At 69.8% G+C, this 15,761-nt stretch carries 13 protein-coding genes; 5 read left to right on the forward strand and 8 right to left on the reverse strand.

All coding sequences use genetic code 11. The annotated features are described in order from the left end of the window. Positions 1–89: 89 nt before the first annotated feature. Together ABXJ52_RS23565 and ABXJ52_RS23570 are read right to left on the reverse strand one after the other, a co-directional pair. Positions 90–776 (reverse strand): ABC transporter ATP-binding protein, encoded by a 687-nt coding sequence (locus ABXJ52_RS23565; RefSeq protein ID WP_367044663.1) that lies wholly within the window; start codon positions 774–776, stop codon positions 90–92. Beyond that, a complete protein-coding gene (locus ABXJ52_RS23570) occupies positions 773–1,300 on the reverse strand; it encodes a PadR family transcriptional regulator (RefSeq protein ID WP_367044664.1) in 528 nt (175 codons plus the stop codon). The genes ABXJ52_RS23565 and ABXJ52_RS23570 overlap by 4 nt, the downstream gene beginning before the upstream one ends. Positions 1,301–1,573: 273 nt before the next feature. Here ABXJ52_RS23570 and ABXJ52_RS23575 point away from each other — a divergent pair, with 273 nt between their 5' ends. After that, on the forward strand, positions 1,574–3,838 hold the full coding sequence (locus tag ABXJ52_RS23575) for a transglycosylase domain-containing protein (protein ID WP_367044665.1): 2,265 nt from the start codon (positions 1,574–1,576) through the stop codon (positions 3,836–3,838). Positions 3,839–3,907: 69 nt separating this feature from the next. Here the strand turns inward: ABXJ52_RS23575 and ABXJ52_RS23580 are convergent, their stop codons facing one another. The 4 genes from ABXJ52_RS23580 to ABXJ52_RS23595 form a co-directional block, all read right to left on the reverse strand. Next, positions 3,908–5,986: a SpoIIE family protein phosphatase gene (locus tag ABXJ52_RS23580; RefSeq protein ID WP_367044666.1), complete on the reverse strand. Its 2,079-nt coding sequence runs from the start codon at positions 5,984–5,986 to the stop codon at positions 3,908–3,910. Positions 5,987–6,041: 55 nt separating this feature from the next. Beyond that, positions 6,042–6,689: a class I SAM-dependent methyltransferase gene (locus ABXJ52_RS23585; protein WP_367049213.1), complete on the reverse strand. Its 648-nt coding sequence runs from the start codon at positions 6,687–6,689 to the stop codon at positions 6,042–6,044. A 172-nt stretch (positions 6,690–6,861) separates the two neighbouring features. Beyond that, positions 6,862–7,548, reverse strand: a complete 687-nt coding sequence (locus ABXJ52_RS23590; protein ID WP_367044667.1) for a DUF402 domain-containing protein — start codon at positions 7,546–7,548, stop codon at positions 6,862–6,864. 64 nt (positions 7,549–7,612) lie between these two features. After that, positions 7,613–9,025: a class II fumarate hydratase gene (locus tag ABXJ52_RS23595; RefSeq protein ID WP_367044668.1), complete on the reverse strand. Its 1,413-nt coding sequence runs from the start codon at positions 9,023–9,025 to the stop codon at positions 7,613–7,615. Positions 9,026–9,147: 122 nt separating this feature from the next. On the opposite strand from ABXJ52_RS23595, the gene ABXJ52_RS23600 reads away from it, so the two are divergent. After that, positions 9,148–10,689 (forward strand): ricin-type beta-trefoil lectin domain protein, encoded by a 1,542-nt coding sequence (locus ABXJ52_RS23600; RefSeq protein ID WP_367044669.1) that lies wholly within the window; start codon positions 9,148–9,150, stop codon positions 10,687–10,689. 84 nt (positions 10,690–10,773) lie between these two features. Here ABXJ52_RS23600 and ABXJ52_RS23605 read toward each other — a convergent pair whose 3' ends face one another. Further along, positions 10,774–12,474, reverse strand: coding sequence for a fumarate hydratase (locus ABXJ52_RS23605; RefSeq protein WP_367044670.1), 1,701 nt, complete (start codon positions 12,472–12,474; stop codon positions 10,774–10,776). Positions 12,475–12,653: 179 nt separating this feature from the next. On the opposite strand from ABXJ52_RS23605, the gene ABXJ52_RS23610 reads away from it, so the two are divergent. Together ABXJ52_RS23610 and ABXJ52_RS23615 are read left to right on the forward strand one after the other, a co-directional pair. Then, positions 12,654–13,343, forward strand: coding sequence for a DUF1707 domain-containing protein (locus ABXJ52_RS23610; RefSeq protein ID WP_367044671.1), 690 nt, complete (start codon positions 12,654–12,656; stop codon positions 13,341–13,343). Between the two features lie 127 nt (positions 13,344–13,470). Then, positions 13,471–13,851, forward strand: coding sequence for a WhiB family transcriptional regulator (locus ABXJ52_RS23615; RefSeq protein WP_361055699.1), 381 nt, complete (start codon positions 13,471–13,473; stop codon positions 13,849–13,851). Between the two features lie 81 nt (positions 13,852–13,932). Here the strand turns inward: ABXJ52_RS23615 and glpX are convergent, their stop codons facing one another. After that, positions 13,933–14,964, reverse strand: a complete 1,032-nt coding sequence (gene glpX / locus ABXJ52_RS23620) for a class II fructose-bisphosphatase (RefSeq protein ID WP_367044672.1) — start codon at positions 14,962–14,964, stop codon at positions 13,933–13,935. A gap of 226 nt (positions 14,965–15,190) precedes the next feature. On the opposite strand from glpX, the gene ABXJ52_RS23625 reads away from it, so the two are divergent. Continuing rightward, on the forward strand, positions 15,191–15,709 hold the full coding sequence (locus ABXJ52_RS23625; protein WP_367044673.1) for a DUF4245 domain-containing protein: 519 nt from the start codon (positions 15,191–15,193) through the stop codon (positions 15,707–15,709). Positions 15,710–15,761 lie beyond the last annotated feature (52 nt).

Here is a 15,761-nt window from a genome sequence, read left to right on the forward strand (position 1 = left end):
GGCGCGGGGCCCTCCCTTGGATACCTTCGCGGTGGCGTCGGCGAGCGGCGGCCGGGGAGCGGTTCCGGCCTTTGTGCGGGTGTCGGGACTCATATCGCCCGCTCCATGTCGCGGGCCCTGCCGTCGCGTACGACGATCTCGCGGTCGGAGTAGGCGGCGACCCGCGTCTCGTGCGTGACCAGGACCACGGCGGTGTTCGCCGAGCGCGCGGCGTCGGTGAGCAGCTCCATGACGCGCTCGCCGTTGAGGGAGTCCAGCGCGCCGGTCGGCTCGTCGGCGAAGATCACGCGCGGGCTCGTGGCCAGCGCGCGGGCCACGGCGACGCGCTGCCCCTGGCCGCCGGAGACCTCGCCGGGCCGCTTGGCGCGGACGTCGTCGACCTCCAGACGCTCCATCCACGTACGGGCGGTCGCCTCGGCCTCCTTGCGCTTCGCGCCGCCCAGCCGCAGCGGAAGCGCGACGTTCTCCACGCAGGTCAGCTCGGGGACCAGCTGGCCGAACTGGAAGACGAAGCCGAACTCGCTGCGGCGCAGGGCGCTCAGCGTGGCGTCCGGCAGGTCCGTGAGCTCGCGGCCGTTGTAGGTGATGGAGCCCGAGTCGGGCTTCACGATCCCCGCGAGGCAGTGCAGGAGCGTGGACTTGCCCGAGCCGGACGGGCCCATCACGGCGACGACCTCGCCGGGGTGGATGGAGAACCCGGCGTCGTCGAGCGCGGTCGTGGGACCGTACGTCTTGCGCAGGCCGGACGCGGTCAGAAGGGAGCCGGCGGGGGTCATGCGGAGCGAACCTCCTGGGCGAGCTTGCCGAGTCGGGCCGCGGCCAGTTCCAGCCAGCGCAGGTCGGCTTCGAGGTGGAACAGCGCGTGGTCGCAGATCAGCTGGTCGGCGAGGTCACCCTTGCGCTTGCGGTCGGTGAGGATGCGCATCAGACGCAGATGCTCGGCCCGCTGGGCGTCCAGCATCTCCGAGGCGTCGCGCTCGGTGAGGAGCGCGAGGACGACCTTCGTGTAGAGGGTCGACTGGAGGTAGGGCTCGGGCTTCTCCGGGGTGGCGAGCCACTGCTCGACATCGGTGATGCCGGCGTCGGTGATCGCGTACCGCTTGCGCTCGGGGCCGCCGCCCGCCTCTATGCCGTCGACCTCGACGAGGCCGTTCTTCAGGAGGCGGGACATGGTCGAGTAGACCTGCCCGTAGTGCAGTGGCTTGTCGTGACCGAACTTCTCGTCGAAGGTGCGCTTGAGGTCGTAGCCGTGGCGCGGGCCCGACTCAAGGAGGCCGAGGAGGGTGTGACCGATGGACATGCGGAGCACTCTACACCGTGTGTATACGTGCCATGTATACACACGGTTCCGAGCTGACCGGTGGCTCACAGGTTCGAGAAGCGGGCAACCTTCTGAGGCCAGTGTTCGTCGGTTCTTAAGGGCAGGTGCTCATTGTCACGTCCGGAAAAGACCGGATCGGCAGGAGTTTGTCCCAGGGTGCGGTGTTAGCTTCGTGAGCTGACTCGACGTACGCACTCTGTGTACGCATCGACGTACGCACGAGGACTAGACGGAAGCGGAGCACAGAGGACCATGGGCCGAGCGGAAGAGCGACAGGCGCGGCAGCGCGGCGCGCGCCGGGCATCGCGCGGGCGCCCCGCCGGTGGCGGCAAACCCAAGCGCACGGGCATACGCCGGTTCTTCACGCTGAAGAAGATCCTGGGCACGTTCTTCGGGCTCTGCCTGCTGGGCATGCTCTCCTTCGTCGTCCTCTACATGGTGGTCGACGTGCCCGAGGGCAACGCGGCGGCCAAGCTCCAGAGCAACGTCTACAAGTACAAGAACGGCGACGTCATCGCCAGGACCGGCGAGCGGAACCGCGAGGTCGTCGACCTGGACAAGGTGCCCAAGGCCGTGCAGCGCACGTTCGTGGCCGCCGAGAACAAGTCCTTCTACAAGGACAAGGGCGTCGACTTCAAGGGCACGGCCCGCGGCCTGATCAACACCGTTTCCGGCAAGGGCAAGCAGGGCGGCTCGACGATCACCCAGCAGTACGTCAAGAACTACTACTTGACGGCGGATCAGACGGTGACCCGCAAGCTCAAGGAACTGGTCATCTCACTGAAGGTGGACCAGAACAAGAGCAAGGACTACATCCTCGCCGGGTACATCAACACCAGCTACTACGGCCGCGGCGCCTACGGCATCCAGGCCGCGGCCCAGGCGTACTACGGCGTCGACGCCGAGGAGCTGTCCGTCTCGCAGGGCGCCTACCTCGCCGCCCTCCTCCAGGCCCCGAGCCAGTACGACTGGACCTCCGCGACGCCCGCCAGCAGGAAGCTGGTCGAGGCGCGCTGGAACTACGTACTGGACAACATGGTCGAGGAGAACTGGCTGTCGGCGAGCGAGCGCGAGGGCATGAAGTTCGACAAACCGGAGCCGCCCAAGGCGGCGCCCGGCCTCGAAGGCCAGAACGGCTACCTCGTGAAGGCGGCGAAGGACGAGGTCATGAAGGCCGGCCACCTCAGCGAGAAACAGTTCGACGCGGGCGGCTACACGATCACGCTCAACATCGACAAGAAGAAGCAGAAGCAGCTCGAAAAGGCAGTCGACAAGAAGCTGAACGACCAGCTCGACCCGGACAAGCGCAAGGCGGACGCCCGGGTGCAGGCGGGCGCCGCGTCCGTCGACCCCAAGACCGGCAAGGTCCTTGCGATGTACGGCGGCCGGGACTACGTGAAGCACTACACGAACAACGCGACCCGGCGTGACTACCAGCCTGCCTCCACCTTCAAGCCGCTGATCCTGGCCGCCGCCCTGGAGAACGGCGCCAAGACGCAGTCGGGCCAGCCGATCACGGCCAACACGGTCTACGACGGCACCAGCGAGCGCCCGGTCAAGGGCAGCGACGTCGCCTTCGCGCCGCCGAACGAGGACGACAAGAGTTACGGCCCCTCCACCGTCCAGAAGGCGATGAACAAGTCCATCAACTCCGTCTTCGCGCAGATGGGCGTGGACGTCGGCATGGACAAGGTCCTGGAGACCGCGGGCAAGCTCGGCATGGACGTAGAGGATCTGCCCGCCGTGCCCGCCCAGACCCTGGGCACCATGGGCGCGAGCCCGCTGGAGATGGCGGGCGTCTACGCCACGCTCGACAACCACGGCAAGAAGGTCACCCCCGCGGTCGTGGCCTCGGTGGAGCACAAGGACCGCACGATCGAGCTGCCGGACCCGGTCGGCGAGCAGGTCGTCGAGCGCGGCACCGCGGACTCGCTCACCTCGGTCCTGACCGGCGTGGTCGACGACGGCACGGGCCGCGCGGTGCGCAGCCCGGTGCAGGACGTGGCGGGCAAGACCGGTACGTCCGACGACAACAAGTCGGCCTGGTTCACCGGTTACACGCCGAAGCTGGTCACGTCCGTCGGTCTGTTCGGCGAGGGCGCCGCGGGTACCTCCGAGGAGAGCAAGCAGGTCTCCATGAAGGGCGCGGGCGGTCTGCCGCGCGTCGACGGCGGCAGCTTCCCGGCGCAGATCTGGGCGGCGTACACCTTCGACGCGATGGGCTCGCCCAGCGAGTTCGACCTGGACACCTCCATGGGCGCGGCCATCGCACCGCCGCCGGAGCCGACGACGCAGGCCCCGAAGGAGCCGACGCGGGAGCCCACGAAGACCAAGGACCCGACGACGAAGCCGCCGACGGACGACCCGACGACGGACAAGCCGACGGAGACTCCGACGACCGAACCGCCGACGGACGACCCGACCACCGAGCCGCCGACGGGCGACCCGGAGGAGCCGGACCCGACGGACTCCATCGAGATCCCGGAGAACCCGAACGGACGGCCGGGCAGGGACTGACGGACACGCGGCACGGCGAAGGCCCCGGAAGCACACGCTTCCGGGGCCTTCGCCTGAACTGCTCGGTGCTCAGCTGTGGTTCAGCTCGAACCACACCACCTTGCCGGTGCTGAGCCGGGTCGCACCCCACCGCCGGGCAAGGCGGTTGACCAGGTAGAGCCCCCGGCCGCCCTCGTCCGTGGCCCGCGCCTGGCGCAGGCGCGGCAGTTGCGGCACGTCGTCGCCGACCTCGCAGCGCAGTACGTCGGTGCGCAGAAGACGCAGGGTCACCGGCCGCGTCGCGTACCGCACGGCGTTCGTCACGACCTCGCTGACCAGGAGCTCCACGGAGTCGGTCAGCTCCTGCAGGCCCCAGCGCTCCAGGGCGCTGCGGGCCAGGCGCCGGGCGCGGGACGGCGTGGCGTCCTCCGGCTCCAGGAACCAGTACGCGACGTCGCTCGGCGCGATGCCGTCGAAGCGGGCGGCGAGCAGCGCGATGTCGTCGTCACGGTCGCCGGGGCCGAGCATGTCGAGCACGTCGTCGCACAGGGCTTCCAGGGGCGGCGGATGGTCCGGGCCCGTCAACTGGGCGGTGGCGGCGAGCCGTTCGCGCAGCTGCTCTATCCCGGTCCACACGTCACGCAGACGGGACTCGACAAGTCCGTCCGTGTAGAGCAGCAGGGTGGCGCCCGCGGGCGCGTCCAGCTCCACGGCCTCGAAGTCGACGCCGCCCACGCCGATGGGCGCGCCCGGCGGGACCCGCAGGACTTCGGCGCGGCCGCCCAAGTGCAGCAGGACGGGCGGCGGATGGCCGGCGTTGGCGATGGTGATGCGGTGCGCGACCGGGTCGTAGACCGCGTAGAGGCAGGTCGCCATGCGGTCCGAGCCGAGCCGCTGGGCCTGCTCGTCCAGATGGTGCAGGACCTCCTGGGGCGGCAGGTCGAGCCCGGCCAGGGTCTGCGCGGTCGTCCGCAGCTGGCCCATGATCGCCGCCGATGTCATGGAGTGCCCCATGACGTCGCCCACGACGAGCGCGACCCGGCTGCCGGGCAGCGGAATCGCGTCGTACCAGTCGCCGCCGACCCGGGCCGTCTCCGCGGCCGGGAGGTAGCGGGACGCCAGGCGCACGCCGGTCGGGCGCGGCAGGGTCTCGGGCAGCATCGTGCGCTGGAGCTCGTCCGCGATGTACGCCTCGCGGCCGTAGAGCACGGCCTTGTCGATGCCGAGCGCGCTGTGCGTGGCCAGTTGGGCCGCGACGAGGAGGTCGTCGCCCTCGAACGCGGGTCGGTCGGGGCGGCGCAGGAACACCGCGGCGCCGATCACCCGACGCCTGCCGCGCAGCGGGGCGAGGATCGTCCGCTGGCCGGAGGGCACCGTGCGTCCCTCGCCGAGCAGTTCGGGCAGGGCGGCGCGGGCCGCGGGGGCGTCGGCGAAGACCGGGCGCACCCCGCGCAGGACCTCGGCGAGGGCGCCGCCGGGGCGCACCTCGCACAGTTCGGCGGTGGTCACCAGGTCGGTCTGCACCTGGAGGGTGGGCAGGGGGCTGCCGCTCTCGGTATCCGGGTCCTCGGCGCCTTCCTCGATCGAGCGCAGCCGGTCGGTGCGGCGCAGGCGCAGGATGAGCGCGCCGCTCGGCCGCTCCTCGCCGACCGGCAGCGGGTCGCGCAGATAGACCAGTATCGCGTCGGAGAACGTCGGCACCGTGGCCCGGCACAGGCCCATGACGATCTCGTCCAGGTCGATGCCGCGGGCGATGCGCCGGGTCGCGGCGCCCACGAAGCGCAGCCGGTCGCCGTCGCGTCTCATCGCCGCGGGGCCGGAGCCCGGCGGCCGTGGCTGTCCCGTACGCCGCTCCTCACCGCCGGGGGCGCCCGCGGGGGCGCCATCGGGATCGTCGTGGCCGCCACCGCCCTGGCCCGCACCCTGGTCGGGGCGCGGCCGGTGCGGGTCGGGCTGCTGGGCCGAGGGCCCGGGCGACTGGGAGTGCTCGTCGCTGGGGCTCGCGGTGGAGTCGCCCGTGCGGGCCTGGGACTGTGCGGGTAAAGCGGCCGCGCCCGGGGTGTCCCGCGCCTTCGGGGCACGCGCCTGCGCCCCGCGGGGATCCGCGGGGGCGGCGGGCCGGGCAGCTCGGGGCTGTCGGCCCTCGTCGGGGATGGAGTGCTCCGTCACGCGTTTCGAATCCGTCCGTCCGGGGCTGCGCCTTGGTGTCCGGTGGCTACGTTGGTCAGCCGCGTCGGCAGTGCAAGAAGAGCTGGTGTTCGGGTGGTACGTCGGTGGTCGCCGGGGCGTAGGAGTACGTGTCCTCGTCGACGATCTCGAAGCCCGCGTCACGTACGACCTGCCGCAGTTCGTCCCGCAGGTATCCGGATACCCGGATTGTGTGCCCCAGGAACGGAATTCCCGCGTCGTCCAGGTCGGCCTCGACCATGGAGAGCGCGAGCAGACCCCCGGGGCGCAGCAGTCCGTGCAGCAGCCGCAGAGCGTACGGGATCTCGGCGCGCGGCAGCATGAGGAGCGCGAAGAATGCCGCGATCCCGTCGAACTTCCCTACGCCGCCCGGCCCTTCGGAGCGCAGTGCCGCCACGTCGAGCTGCCGGAACTCGACGTTGTGCGCGGGTACGTTCTTCAGGGCGAGGTCGAGCATGCCCGAGGAGAGGTCGATGCCGAGGACCGAGTGCCCGGCGTCGGCGAGCTGCCGGGCGGTGGGCAGTCCGGTGCCGCACCCCACGTCGAGCACCCGGGAGCCGGGCGGCAGCGCGTCGGCGAGCCTGCGCCCGGCGGCCAACTGGCCGTCCTTGTGCGGGAACGCGTCGTCGTAGTGCTGTCCGATGGCGTCGAAGGCCTCGGCCTGGCCCGTCCGGTCGGGCAGCATGCCGGATGGCCCGCCGTACCTCTCGAACCCGCTCGCCTCGCTCACGTTCTGCCGCCCTTCGCTGACATCCTGTCAGGCAACGCGCAAGCTCAGGGAGTTGCTGCTGAGTTGCTGCTGTGCGCCCTTGCGGAGGACGATCCTACGTTTGAACCATGGGGGCGCATCAAGGGTCTCATGACGTCACATGTGCGGGCGTGCGATCCCAGTCGTCCGGCAGGGGCGGAATCGCCCAGTCCGGATCGGGGCGCCAGTGCGGCCAGTTGTCCGAAAAGGGCCGCCCCCACGAGCGGATCACGTCGATGGCGGCGTCCCCGGCGGCCCGCACTTCCCGCGCCTTTCCCGCCTCCATGAGGCCGGCGTGCTGGGCCTGGACGAACTCGTCCTCGTCGTGCCAGAGCCATGTCCGGTCGGGCCGCACGGAGATGTCCAGAAAGTGATCCTCGGAGTCGATGCCGCCGGCCCAACGGGTGCGCGGCTCCTCTAGGTTCACGTACCAGTTCTTGAAGCGCCATCCCGGGTCCCAGAACAGCCACACCGACCACGGCTCCGCGGGGCGGGCCAACTTCAGTACGCCCGTGCCGGACCAGCGGCCCCTGCGCAGGGCGCGAGGCTTCGTGTAGCGGGTGGCGAGTGGTTCCTGGTGGACGGAAGTCCCGTCGGCCATGACGGGTTTCACGCATTCCGTGCCGGGGGCCATCCATACGGCGAGCACGTCTTCGGTGTCCCGCACGACCGTGACGGGCCGGCAGATGTGAATGCCTTGACCGGCGTTCTCCTTGTACCGCCACAGGACGTGGGAGCCGGGGGCCCAGCGTGCTGCTTCGCTGCTCGTCGTTGGCGGCGTGGTGAGGTCTGTCATGCGGAGATATTAGTCGGCGCCCGGACAAGCTCCTCGGAACGTGCCCGGGTGCACAGGAAAACAGCTATGGATGCGTCATCCGCAGCACGTCCAGCGCCTCGTCCAGCTGGGTCAGGGAGAGCTCGCCCCGCTCGACGTACCCGCCCTCCAGCACGACCTCCCGGATGGTCTTCCGCTCGGCCAGGGACTTCTTGGCGACCTTCGCCGCCTCCTCGTAACCGATGTACTTGTTCAGCGGCGTGACGACGGAGGGTGACGATTCGGCGTACTCCCGTGCCCGCTCGGCGTTCGCGGTGATTCCGTCCACCGTCCTGTCCGCGAGCAGCCGCGACACATTGGCGAGCAGCCGCACGGACTCCAGGACGTTCTTGCCGATGACCGGCAGCATCACGTTCAGCTCGAAGTTGCCGGCGGCCCCCGCGGCGGCGACCGTCGCGTCGTTGCCGGTGACCTGCGCGGCGACCATGAGGACCGCCTCCGGGATGACCGGGTTCACCTTTCCCGGCATGATCGAGGAACCGGGCTGGAGATCGGGCAGGTTGATCTCGGCGAGGCCGGTGCGCGGCCCCGAGGCCATCCAGCGCAGATCGTTGGCGATCTTCGTCAGGCCCACGCCGATCGTGCGCAGCTGCCCGCTGGTCTCGACGATCCCGTCGCGTGCGCCCTGGGCCTCGAAGTGGTCCCTGGCCTCGGTCAGCGGCAGGCCCGTGGCCCGCGCCACCTCGTCGATCACGGCCGCCGAGAAGCCGGGCGGTGTGTTGATGCCGGTGCCCACCGCCGTGCCGCCGAGCGGCAGTTCGGCGAGGCGGGGCAGCGAGGCCCGGAGCCGTTCGACGCCGTAGCGCACCTGGGCCGCGTACCCGCCGAACTCCTGGCCGAGGGTCACGGGCGTGGCATCCATCAGATGCGTGCGGCCCGACTTCACCACGTCGGCGAACTCCGCGGACTTGCGCTCCAGGGCGGTCGCCAGATGTTCCAGCGCCGGGATCAGGTCCTGCGTCACGGCGCCGGTGGCCGCGACGTGGATCGAGGAGGGGAAGACGTCGTTCGACGACTGGGAGGCGTTCACGTGGTCGTTCGGGTGGACGTCCCGGCCCAGGCGCTCCGTGGCCAGCGTCGCGAGGACTTCGTTCGTGTTCATGTTGGACGACGTGCCGGAGCCGGTCTGGAAGACGTCCACGGGGAAGTGCTCGTCCCAGCGGCCTTCGGCCACCTCGCCCGCGGCGTCCGCGATTGCCTCGGCCACGTCCTTGTCGAGAACCCCGAGGTCCGCATTGACCTTCGCCGCGGCCGCCTTGATCCGGGCGAGGGCGGCGATGTGCGCGCGCTCCAGGCGCTGCCCGGAAACGGGGAAGTTCTCCACGGCCCGCTGCGTCTGCGCACGCCACTTGGCGTGTTCGGGGACCCGCACCTCGCCCATGGAGTCGTGTTCGATCCGGTAGTCACCGCTGTCGCTTGCGCTGGCGTCGCTGGTCATGCCTCGAACCTACCTCTCCGTCAAACCTCGCTGAAAAGTTGAGCACTTGTCTTGTTCCAGGTATTCCCAAGGCTCTTACTGACCAGTAAAAACCGTGGGTAACACCAAACCGGGGAGGCGCAATGAAGCGCATCAGACGCGGCCGCCGGAGCAGCCTGCGATGTACGTTCGCGGCGGCCGTGGCGATGGCGGCGGTAGTCGGCACGGCAGCCGCCGTGCCGGCCCAGGCCGCGGAGGAGGGGACCAGGGCACCGGTGTCCACGCCCCTGCCGCCCGAACTGGAGAAGATCAGGGCGGCCGAGGCCACCGAGCTCTACGGCGACCCGGCCGAGCGCCCGCTCGCCGAACGGAAGACCGGGCTCATCTCGCTCGGCGACAGCGAGATCTCGGGGGAGGGTGTCGGAACGTACGAACCGGGCACCGACGGCCCCGACAACTGGTGCCACCGCTCCCCGGACGCCGCCATCCACCGCACCGGCATCCCCGCCGACGTGACGTACAACGTCGCCTGCTCGGGGGCGCAGACCGTCAACATCAGGATCGGCGGCCAGCAGCAGTACCCCGACGAGCTGGTGCAGAGCGACAACCTCGCCGTCAAGGCGCGCAACACGAAGATCAAGGCGGTGATGCTCGTCATCGGGGCCAACGACGACCTTCAGTTCGCCCCCGTGATGACGGACTGCGTGACGCGCTTCCTGCTCAGCCAGGGCGCCTGCGCGGGCAAGTACAACGACGGCTGGCAGGCGCGGGTCGACGCGCTCGTGCCCAAGGTCGAGCAGTCCATCCGCGACCTGAAGACCGTCATGAAGGACGCGGGTTACGCGGGCGACGACTACAACCTGGTCGTCATGGGGTACCCCAGCCCGATCGGCCCGGACTTCCGTGACAACCCCAAGTTCCCCGGCAAGCTGATCTGCGGCGGCCTCGGCTACGACTCCGACACCGAGTGGGGCCGCAACTACGCCGTCCCCGCCTTCGAGACCGGCATGCGCAAGGCGGTCAAGGCCGCGGGCGCGACCTACCTCGACAACTCCCGCCTCTTCCACGGCCATGAGGTCTGCATGGAGGACACCTGGGCGCGCGGTCTCTACGTGGACCTCTCCAACCCCTTCCCGCCGGACTCCAATTCGGTCCGCCAGTCCTTCCACCCCAACGCCCGCGGTCACGCGGCCTTCGCCTCCTGCCTGACGCAGATCTACAACTCCGGCTGGAGCGAGGGCGGTTGCGCGGACCCGGCGAGCACGGGCAGCCCGAAGCTGTACCAGGGCGGTTGGGACGACGCGTACAAGCCGCTGAAGAACGCGGGCACGGGGACGTGCGTGGACGTCGACGCCTCGAAGAGCCGTAACGGCACCAAGGTCCAGGGCTGGGACTGCACCGGCAACCGCAACCAGACCTGGTGGTACGACGGTGCTGCCGGCGGGCAGCGGTCGCTGCACACCGGCCTCACCCAGGACCGCTGTCTGGACGTGCCCGGCACCGCAAAGGAAGGCACCGCCGTCACGCTGTGGAACTGCCACGGCGGCGCCAACCAGAAGTTCGTACGCGAGTCCGGGACCCTGCGTCCGGCCGCCGAGAGCGGGCTCTGCCTGACCCTGGCGGGGGCCAAGGAGCCGCTGCGGCTCCAGAAGTGCACGGGGGCGGCGAACCAGCGGTTCGCCTGAGGAGCCCGCCTTTGCGGGAACTGCGCGTCCTACGCCGCGGGTGCGTCGTGGCCGGTCGCACAGTTCCCCGCGCCCCTCAGAACATCACGCCAGGCCAGGACCCCGCACCGGGATGGACGTGAACGTCGGCTCCGGGGCCGGGTTCTGGAAGAAGTCGTTGCCCTTGTCGTCGACCACGATGAAGGCCGGGAAGTCCTCCACCTCGATCTTCCACACCGCCTCCATGCCGAGCTCCTCGTACTCGACGACCTCGACCTTCTTGATGCAGTCCTGCGCCAGACGCGCGGCCGGGCCGCCGATCGAGCCGAGGTAGAAGCCGCCGTGCGCGTCACAGGCGTCGGTGACCTGTTTCGAGCGGTTGCCCTTGGCGAGCATGACCTTGGAACCGCCTGCCGCCTGGAACTGCTCCACGTAGGAGTCCATCCGGCCGGCCGTCGTCGGGCCGAAGGAGCCGGACGCGTAACCCTCGGGGGTCTTCGCCGGGCCCGCGTAGTACACCGGGTGGTCCTTCAGGTACTGCGGCATCTCCTCGCCGGCGTCGAGGCGTTCCTTGATCTTGGCGTGCGCGATGTCGCGGGCCACGACGAGGGGGCCGGTCAGCGAGAGGCGGGTCTTCACCGGGTGCTTGGTGAGCTCGGCGAGGATGTCGGCCATCGGCTGGTTGAGGTCGATCTTCACACTGCGTACATCAGCGGCTCCGCCGCGGGCCGCGGCCTCATCGAGGTGCTCGTCGGTCGTCTCCGGCAGGAAGCGCGCCGGGTCGGTCTCCAGCTGCTCCAGGAAGACGCCGTCGGCGGTGATCTTCGCGGTCGCCTGGCGGTCGGCCGAGCAGGAGACGGCGATCGCGACGGGCAGCGAGGCGCCGTGGCGCGGCAGACGCACCACGCGCACGTCGTGGCAGAAGTACTTGCCGCCGAACTGCGCGCCGATGCCGATCTTCTGCGTCAGCTCGAAGACCTTCTCCTCAAGATCCTTGTCCCGGAAGCCGTGGCCGGTCGGGGAGCCCTCGGCGGGCAGCTCGTCCAGGTAGTGCGCGGAGGCGTACTTCGCGGTCTTGAGGGCGAACTCGGCGCTGGTGCCGCCGACGACGATCGCCAGGTGGTACGGCGGGCAGGCGGCCGTTCCCAGCGAGCGGATCTTCTCCTCCAGGAACTTCATCATGGAGGCCTCGTTCAGGACGGCCTTCGTCTCCTGGTAGAGGAACGACTTGTTGGCCGAGCCGCCGCCCTTGGCCATGAAGAGGAACTTGTAGGCGCCGCCGTCGGTCGCGTACAGCTCGATCTGGGCCGGGAGGTTGGAGCCGGTGTTCTTCTCCTCCCACATGTTCAGGGGAGCCATCTGCGAGTAGCGCAGGTTCAGCTTCGTGTACGCGTCGAAGACGCCCTTCGAGAGCGCCTTCTCGTCCTCACCTTCGGTGAGGACGTTCTGGCCGCGCTTGCCCATGACGATGGCGGTGCCGGTGTCCTGGCACATGGGGAGCACGCCGGCGGCCGCGATGTTCGCGTTCTTCAGGAGGTCGAGCGCCACGAACTTGTCGTTGCCCGACGCCTCGGGGTCGTCGACGATGCGCCGCAGCTGGGCCAGGTGCGCGGGCCGCAGGTAGTGCTGGATGTCGTGGATCGCCTCGGCGGCGAGGGTGCGCAGCGCCTCGGGGTCGACCTTGAGGAACGTCCGCCCGTCGGCCTCGAAGGTGGAGACACCCTCGGCGGTCACCAGCCGGTACGGCGTGGTGTCCTCTCCCAGGGGGAGCAGATCGGAGTACTCAAACTCTGGCATTACGGCCATTCCTCACTCGGCAGACAGCGGCGCGGCCTCCATTGGCGACGCGCCAACCAGCGTAGAACGCGACGGGACGGCCGGGCTTGTGAGGTAAGGCTCAGTAGCCTTCGCGTTGCCCTCATGGGTTGTCCGAGGTTGTCCACAGGGGTAGTCGCGATCTATCGCGTTTGGGTAGGCTGAGTGATGTGGACCTAGAGAAGCGCCCCCAGCCCCCCGAGCAGACCCACCCGGAACCGCAGCCCACGGGCATGCGCGCGTCGGACGCCGACCGGGACCGCACGGCGGACATCCTCCGCGAGGCCCTTGCCGAGGGCCGGCTGACCGCCGAGGAGCACGGCGAGCGGATCGACGGGGTCTATCGCGCCAAGACCATGGGTGAACTGGAGCCGCTGGTCAGCGACTTGCCCGCGGCGGGCGGTGCGGCGCGCCCGACGGTGATTCCCGAGCCCGTCCCCTCCCGGCCTTCGGACGGCGTGGTGCCTCCGGTCGCCGACGAGAACCTGGTCGCGGTCTTCAGCGCCTCGGTCCGCAAGGGGCGCTGGCGCGTGAGCCGCCGCATGCACGCGTACGCGATCTTCGGCAGCGTGGAGATCGACCTCAGCGAGGCGATCTTCGAGCAGCGCCAGATCGTCATCAAAGCGATCTCCGTCTTCGGCAACGTCGAGATCCGCGTCCCGGAGAACGTCTCGCTGCGGGGCACCGGCACGGGCGTGCTCGGCAACTTCGAGGTGGACACGCTCGATTCGGTCGAGCGGGACGCGCCGGTCGTCTTCGTCGACGGGTTCGCGGTTCTCGGCAACATCGAGGCGAAGCCGAAGCGGGGCAAGCTCGTCCGGGACCTGCACAAGCACCTGCGCAAGCATCTCGGCCACTGAGGGGCGCATTAGGGCCCACTGACGGCGCGAAGTTCCGCTAATCGGAACTCAGTGCATAGGCGCATGCACAGCGGGTAGAGCTGCTGCATCGTCTCTCGCTCGCGAAGCCGTCGTCAGGAGTAGACCCGTGCTGCAGCCGTCGCATCAGTCCCTGCAGGTCGCCGCCGTTCCGGCCCAGCGTGGACCAGTGCGAGATCGCAACCAAGACGCCCCATGGCACACCGAGGCGGTGTGCCGACGAGACGAGGCCGGGCTGTTCTTCGCCCCGTCGAAGGAACCGACCGCCTCACGTCTGTCCCGGGAAGAAGCCGCGAAGCGCGTCTGCGGCGGCTGTCCGGTGATGGTCGAATGCCGGGAGCACGCCCTGCTCCAGCCCGAGCCGTACGGCGTCTGGGGCGGCCTCACGGCCGCGGAGCGCCGCGTGGTGCTCGCCCGGCGGCGCCGCCGCGAGGTCGAGCTCAAGAAGGCCGCGCACACGACCGCGGGGCCGATCGCCGCCGCCGGATAGGCCTGTTCTTCCGTACGCCGAAGGGGGCGTCCCCCGCACGGGGCGCCCCCTCCGGTGTGCGCAACTCGCGCTCTGCAAAGCCTACTTGGCGCGGTCGAAGTCGATGGCGCTGTAGGCGCGCAGCTTCGCGAGGCGGTGGTCGGAGTCGATCTTGCGGATCGTGCCCGACTTGGAGCGCATGACCAGGGACGAGGTCGAGGCCTTCTCGGCGGCGTAGCGCACGCCCTGGAGCAGTTCGCCGTCGGTGATGCCGGTCGCGACGAAGAAGACGTTGTCCCCGCGGACCAGGTCGGTCGTCGACAGCGTGCGGTCCAGGTCGTGGCCCGCGTCCAGCGCTCGCTGGCGCTCAGCGTCGTCCTTCGGCCACAGCTTGCCCTGGATCGTTCCGCCGAGGCACTTGATCGCGCAGGCCGAGATGATGCCCTCGGGGGTGCCGCCGATGCCCATGAGCATGTCGACGCCGGTGCCCTCGCGCACGGCCATGATCGAACCGGCGACGTCGCCGTCCGAGATGAACTTGATGCGCGCGCCGGTCTCCCGGATCTCCTTGACGATGCCCTCGTGGCGGGGGCGGTCGAGGATCATGACCGTGACGTCCTCGGGCGAGCGGCCCTTGGCCTTGGCGACGCGGCGGATGTTGACGGACGCCGGGGCGTTGATGTCCACGTAGTCGGCGGCTTCCGGGCCCGTGACCAGCTTGTCCATGTAGAAGACCGCGGACGGGTCGAACATGGCACCGCGGTCGGCGGCGGCGAGCACGGCGATCGCGTTCGGCATCCCCTTCGCGCACAGGGTCGTGCCGTCGATCGGGTCGACGGCGATGTCGACCTCGGCGCCGGTGGTGTCGCCGATGCGTTCTCCGTTGAAGAGCATCGGGGCCTCGTCCTTCTCGCCCTCACCGATGACGACGACGCCGTTCATCGAGACGGTGGAGACGAGGGTGCGCATGGCCCTGACGGCGGCGCCGTCGGCGCCGATCTTGTCGCCGCGGCCGACCCAGCGGCCGGCGGCCATGGCGGCGGCCTCGGTGACCCGGACGAGCTCCAGGGCGAGGTTGCGGTCGGGAGCCTCGGGAGAGACTTCGAGCTCGGACGGGAGATGATGCTCGGTCATCGGAGAGCACCTTTCTGCTGATACAAAAAAGTGGCGCGCCCGTAGGGCGTCCTTGGAAGGGCGGGGGTGGGAGACGGGAGGGCGGCCGGATGAGGGTTTGGCGACGACTCTATCCGTAGGTCGACAAAATGAGCAGAGGGCCCCACGCATGAGCGGATCGGACGCCGGGGGCGGTCAGGGGAGCACCGGGGGAAGAGGCGTGGACCGCGCCTGAGAACATGGGGGCGTGGCAGGCAGACAAGGCAAGCAGACCGTACGGAACATGCTGTGGTCGATGGCGGTGATCGCGCTCGTGGCAGGCGCGATGTACATCTTCATCCCGCACGACGACTCCAAGAGTCCCGTCAAGCGCGTGGACTACCGCGTGGAGCTGCTGTCCGCGCGCCGGGCGGCGGCGTATCCGGTGGTCGCCCCCGAGGGCCTGGCCAAGGCGTGGAAGCCGACGTCGGTGCGGTTCGACGGCTCCAAGGGCGACAGCTGGCACCTGGGTTTCCTCGACCCGTCCGGTGAGTACGTCGCGGTCAAGCAGTCCACGGCCAAGCCGGTCAAGTTCATCGAGGAGGCCACACAGCGGGCCGTGCGGACGAAGGCCACCGAGAAGATCGCCGGCCAGACGTGGCACCGCTACGAGGGCCAGACGTACGACGCCCTGGTGCGCGAGGACAAGGGCGCGACGACGGTGATCACGGGCACGGCGTCGTTCGGCCAGCTGTCGGAGATGGCGCAGGCGCTGAAGACGTCCTGAGTGGTCGTTGTTCAGTGGTACGAGTGAGGGCCCCGGCGGCAGTCGCCGGGGC

Source organism: Streptomyces sp. Je 1-332, assembly GCF_040730185.1.
Classification (GTDB): domain Bacteria; phylum Actinomycetota; class Actinomycetes; order Streptomycetales; family Streptomycetaceae; genus Streptomyces.

Bases quoted from the DNA above. Each gene is read 5' to 3' on its own strand.
- ABXJ52_RS23565 (WP_367044663.1), bottom strand. From the start codon at position 776: ATGACCCCCGCCGGCTCCCTTCTGACCGCGTCCGGCCTGCGCAAGACG.
- ABXJ52_RS23570 (WP_367044664.1), bottom strand. From the start codon at position 1,300: ATGTCCATCGGTCACACCCTCCTCGGCCTCCTTGAGTCGGGCCCGCGC.
- ABXJ52_RS23575 (WP_367044665.1), top strand. From the start codon at position 1,574: ATGGGCCGAGCGGAAGAGCGACAGGCGCGGCAGCGCGGCGCGCGCCGG.
- ABXJ52_RS23585 (WP_367049213.1), bottom strand. From the start codon at position 6,689: ATGCTGCCCGACCGGACGGGCCAGGCCGAGGCCTTCGACGCCATCGGA.
- ABXJ52_RS23590 (WP_367044667.1), bottom strand. From the start codon at position 7,548: ATGACAGACCTCACCACGCCGCCAACGACGAGCAGCGAAGCAGCACGC.
- ABXJ52_RS23595 (WP_367044668.1), bottom strand. From the start codon at position 9,025: ATGACCAGCGACGCCAGCGCAAGCGACAGCGGTGACTACCGGATCGAA.
- ABXJ52_RS23600 (WP_367044669.1), top strand. From the start codon at position 9,148: ATGAAGCGCATCAGACGCGGCCGCCGGAGCAGCCTGCGATGTACGTTC.
- ABXJ52_RS23605 (WP_367044670.1), bottom strand. From the start codon at position 12,474: ATGGCCGTAATGCCAGAGTTTGAGTACTCCGATCTGCTCCCCCTGGGA.
- glpX (WP_367044672.1), bottom strand. From the start codon at position 14,964: ATGACCGAGCATCATCTCCCGTCCGAGCTCGAAGTCTCTCCCGAGGCT.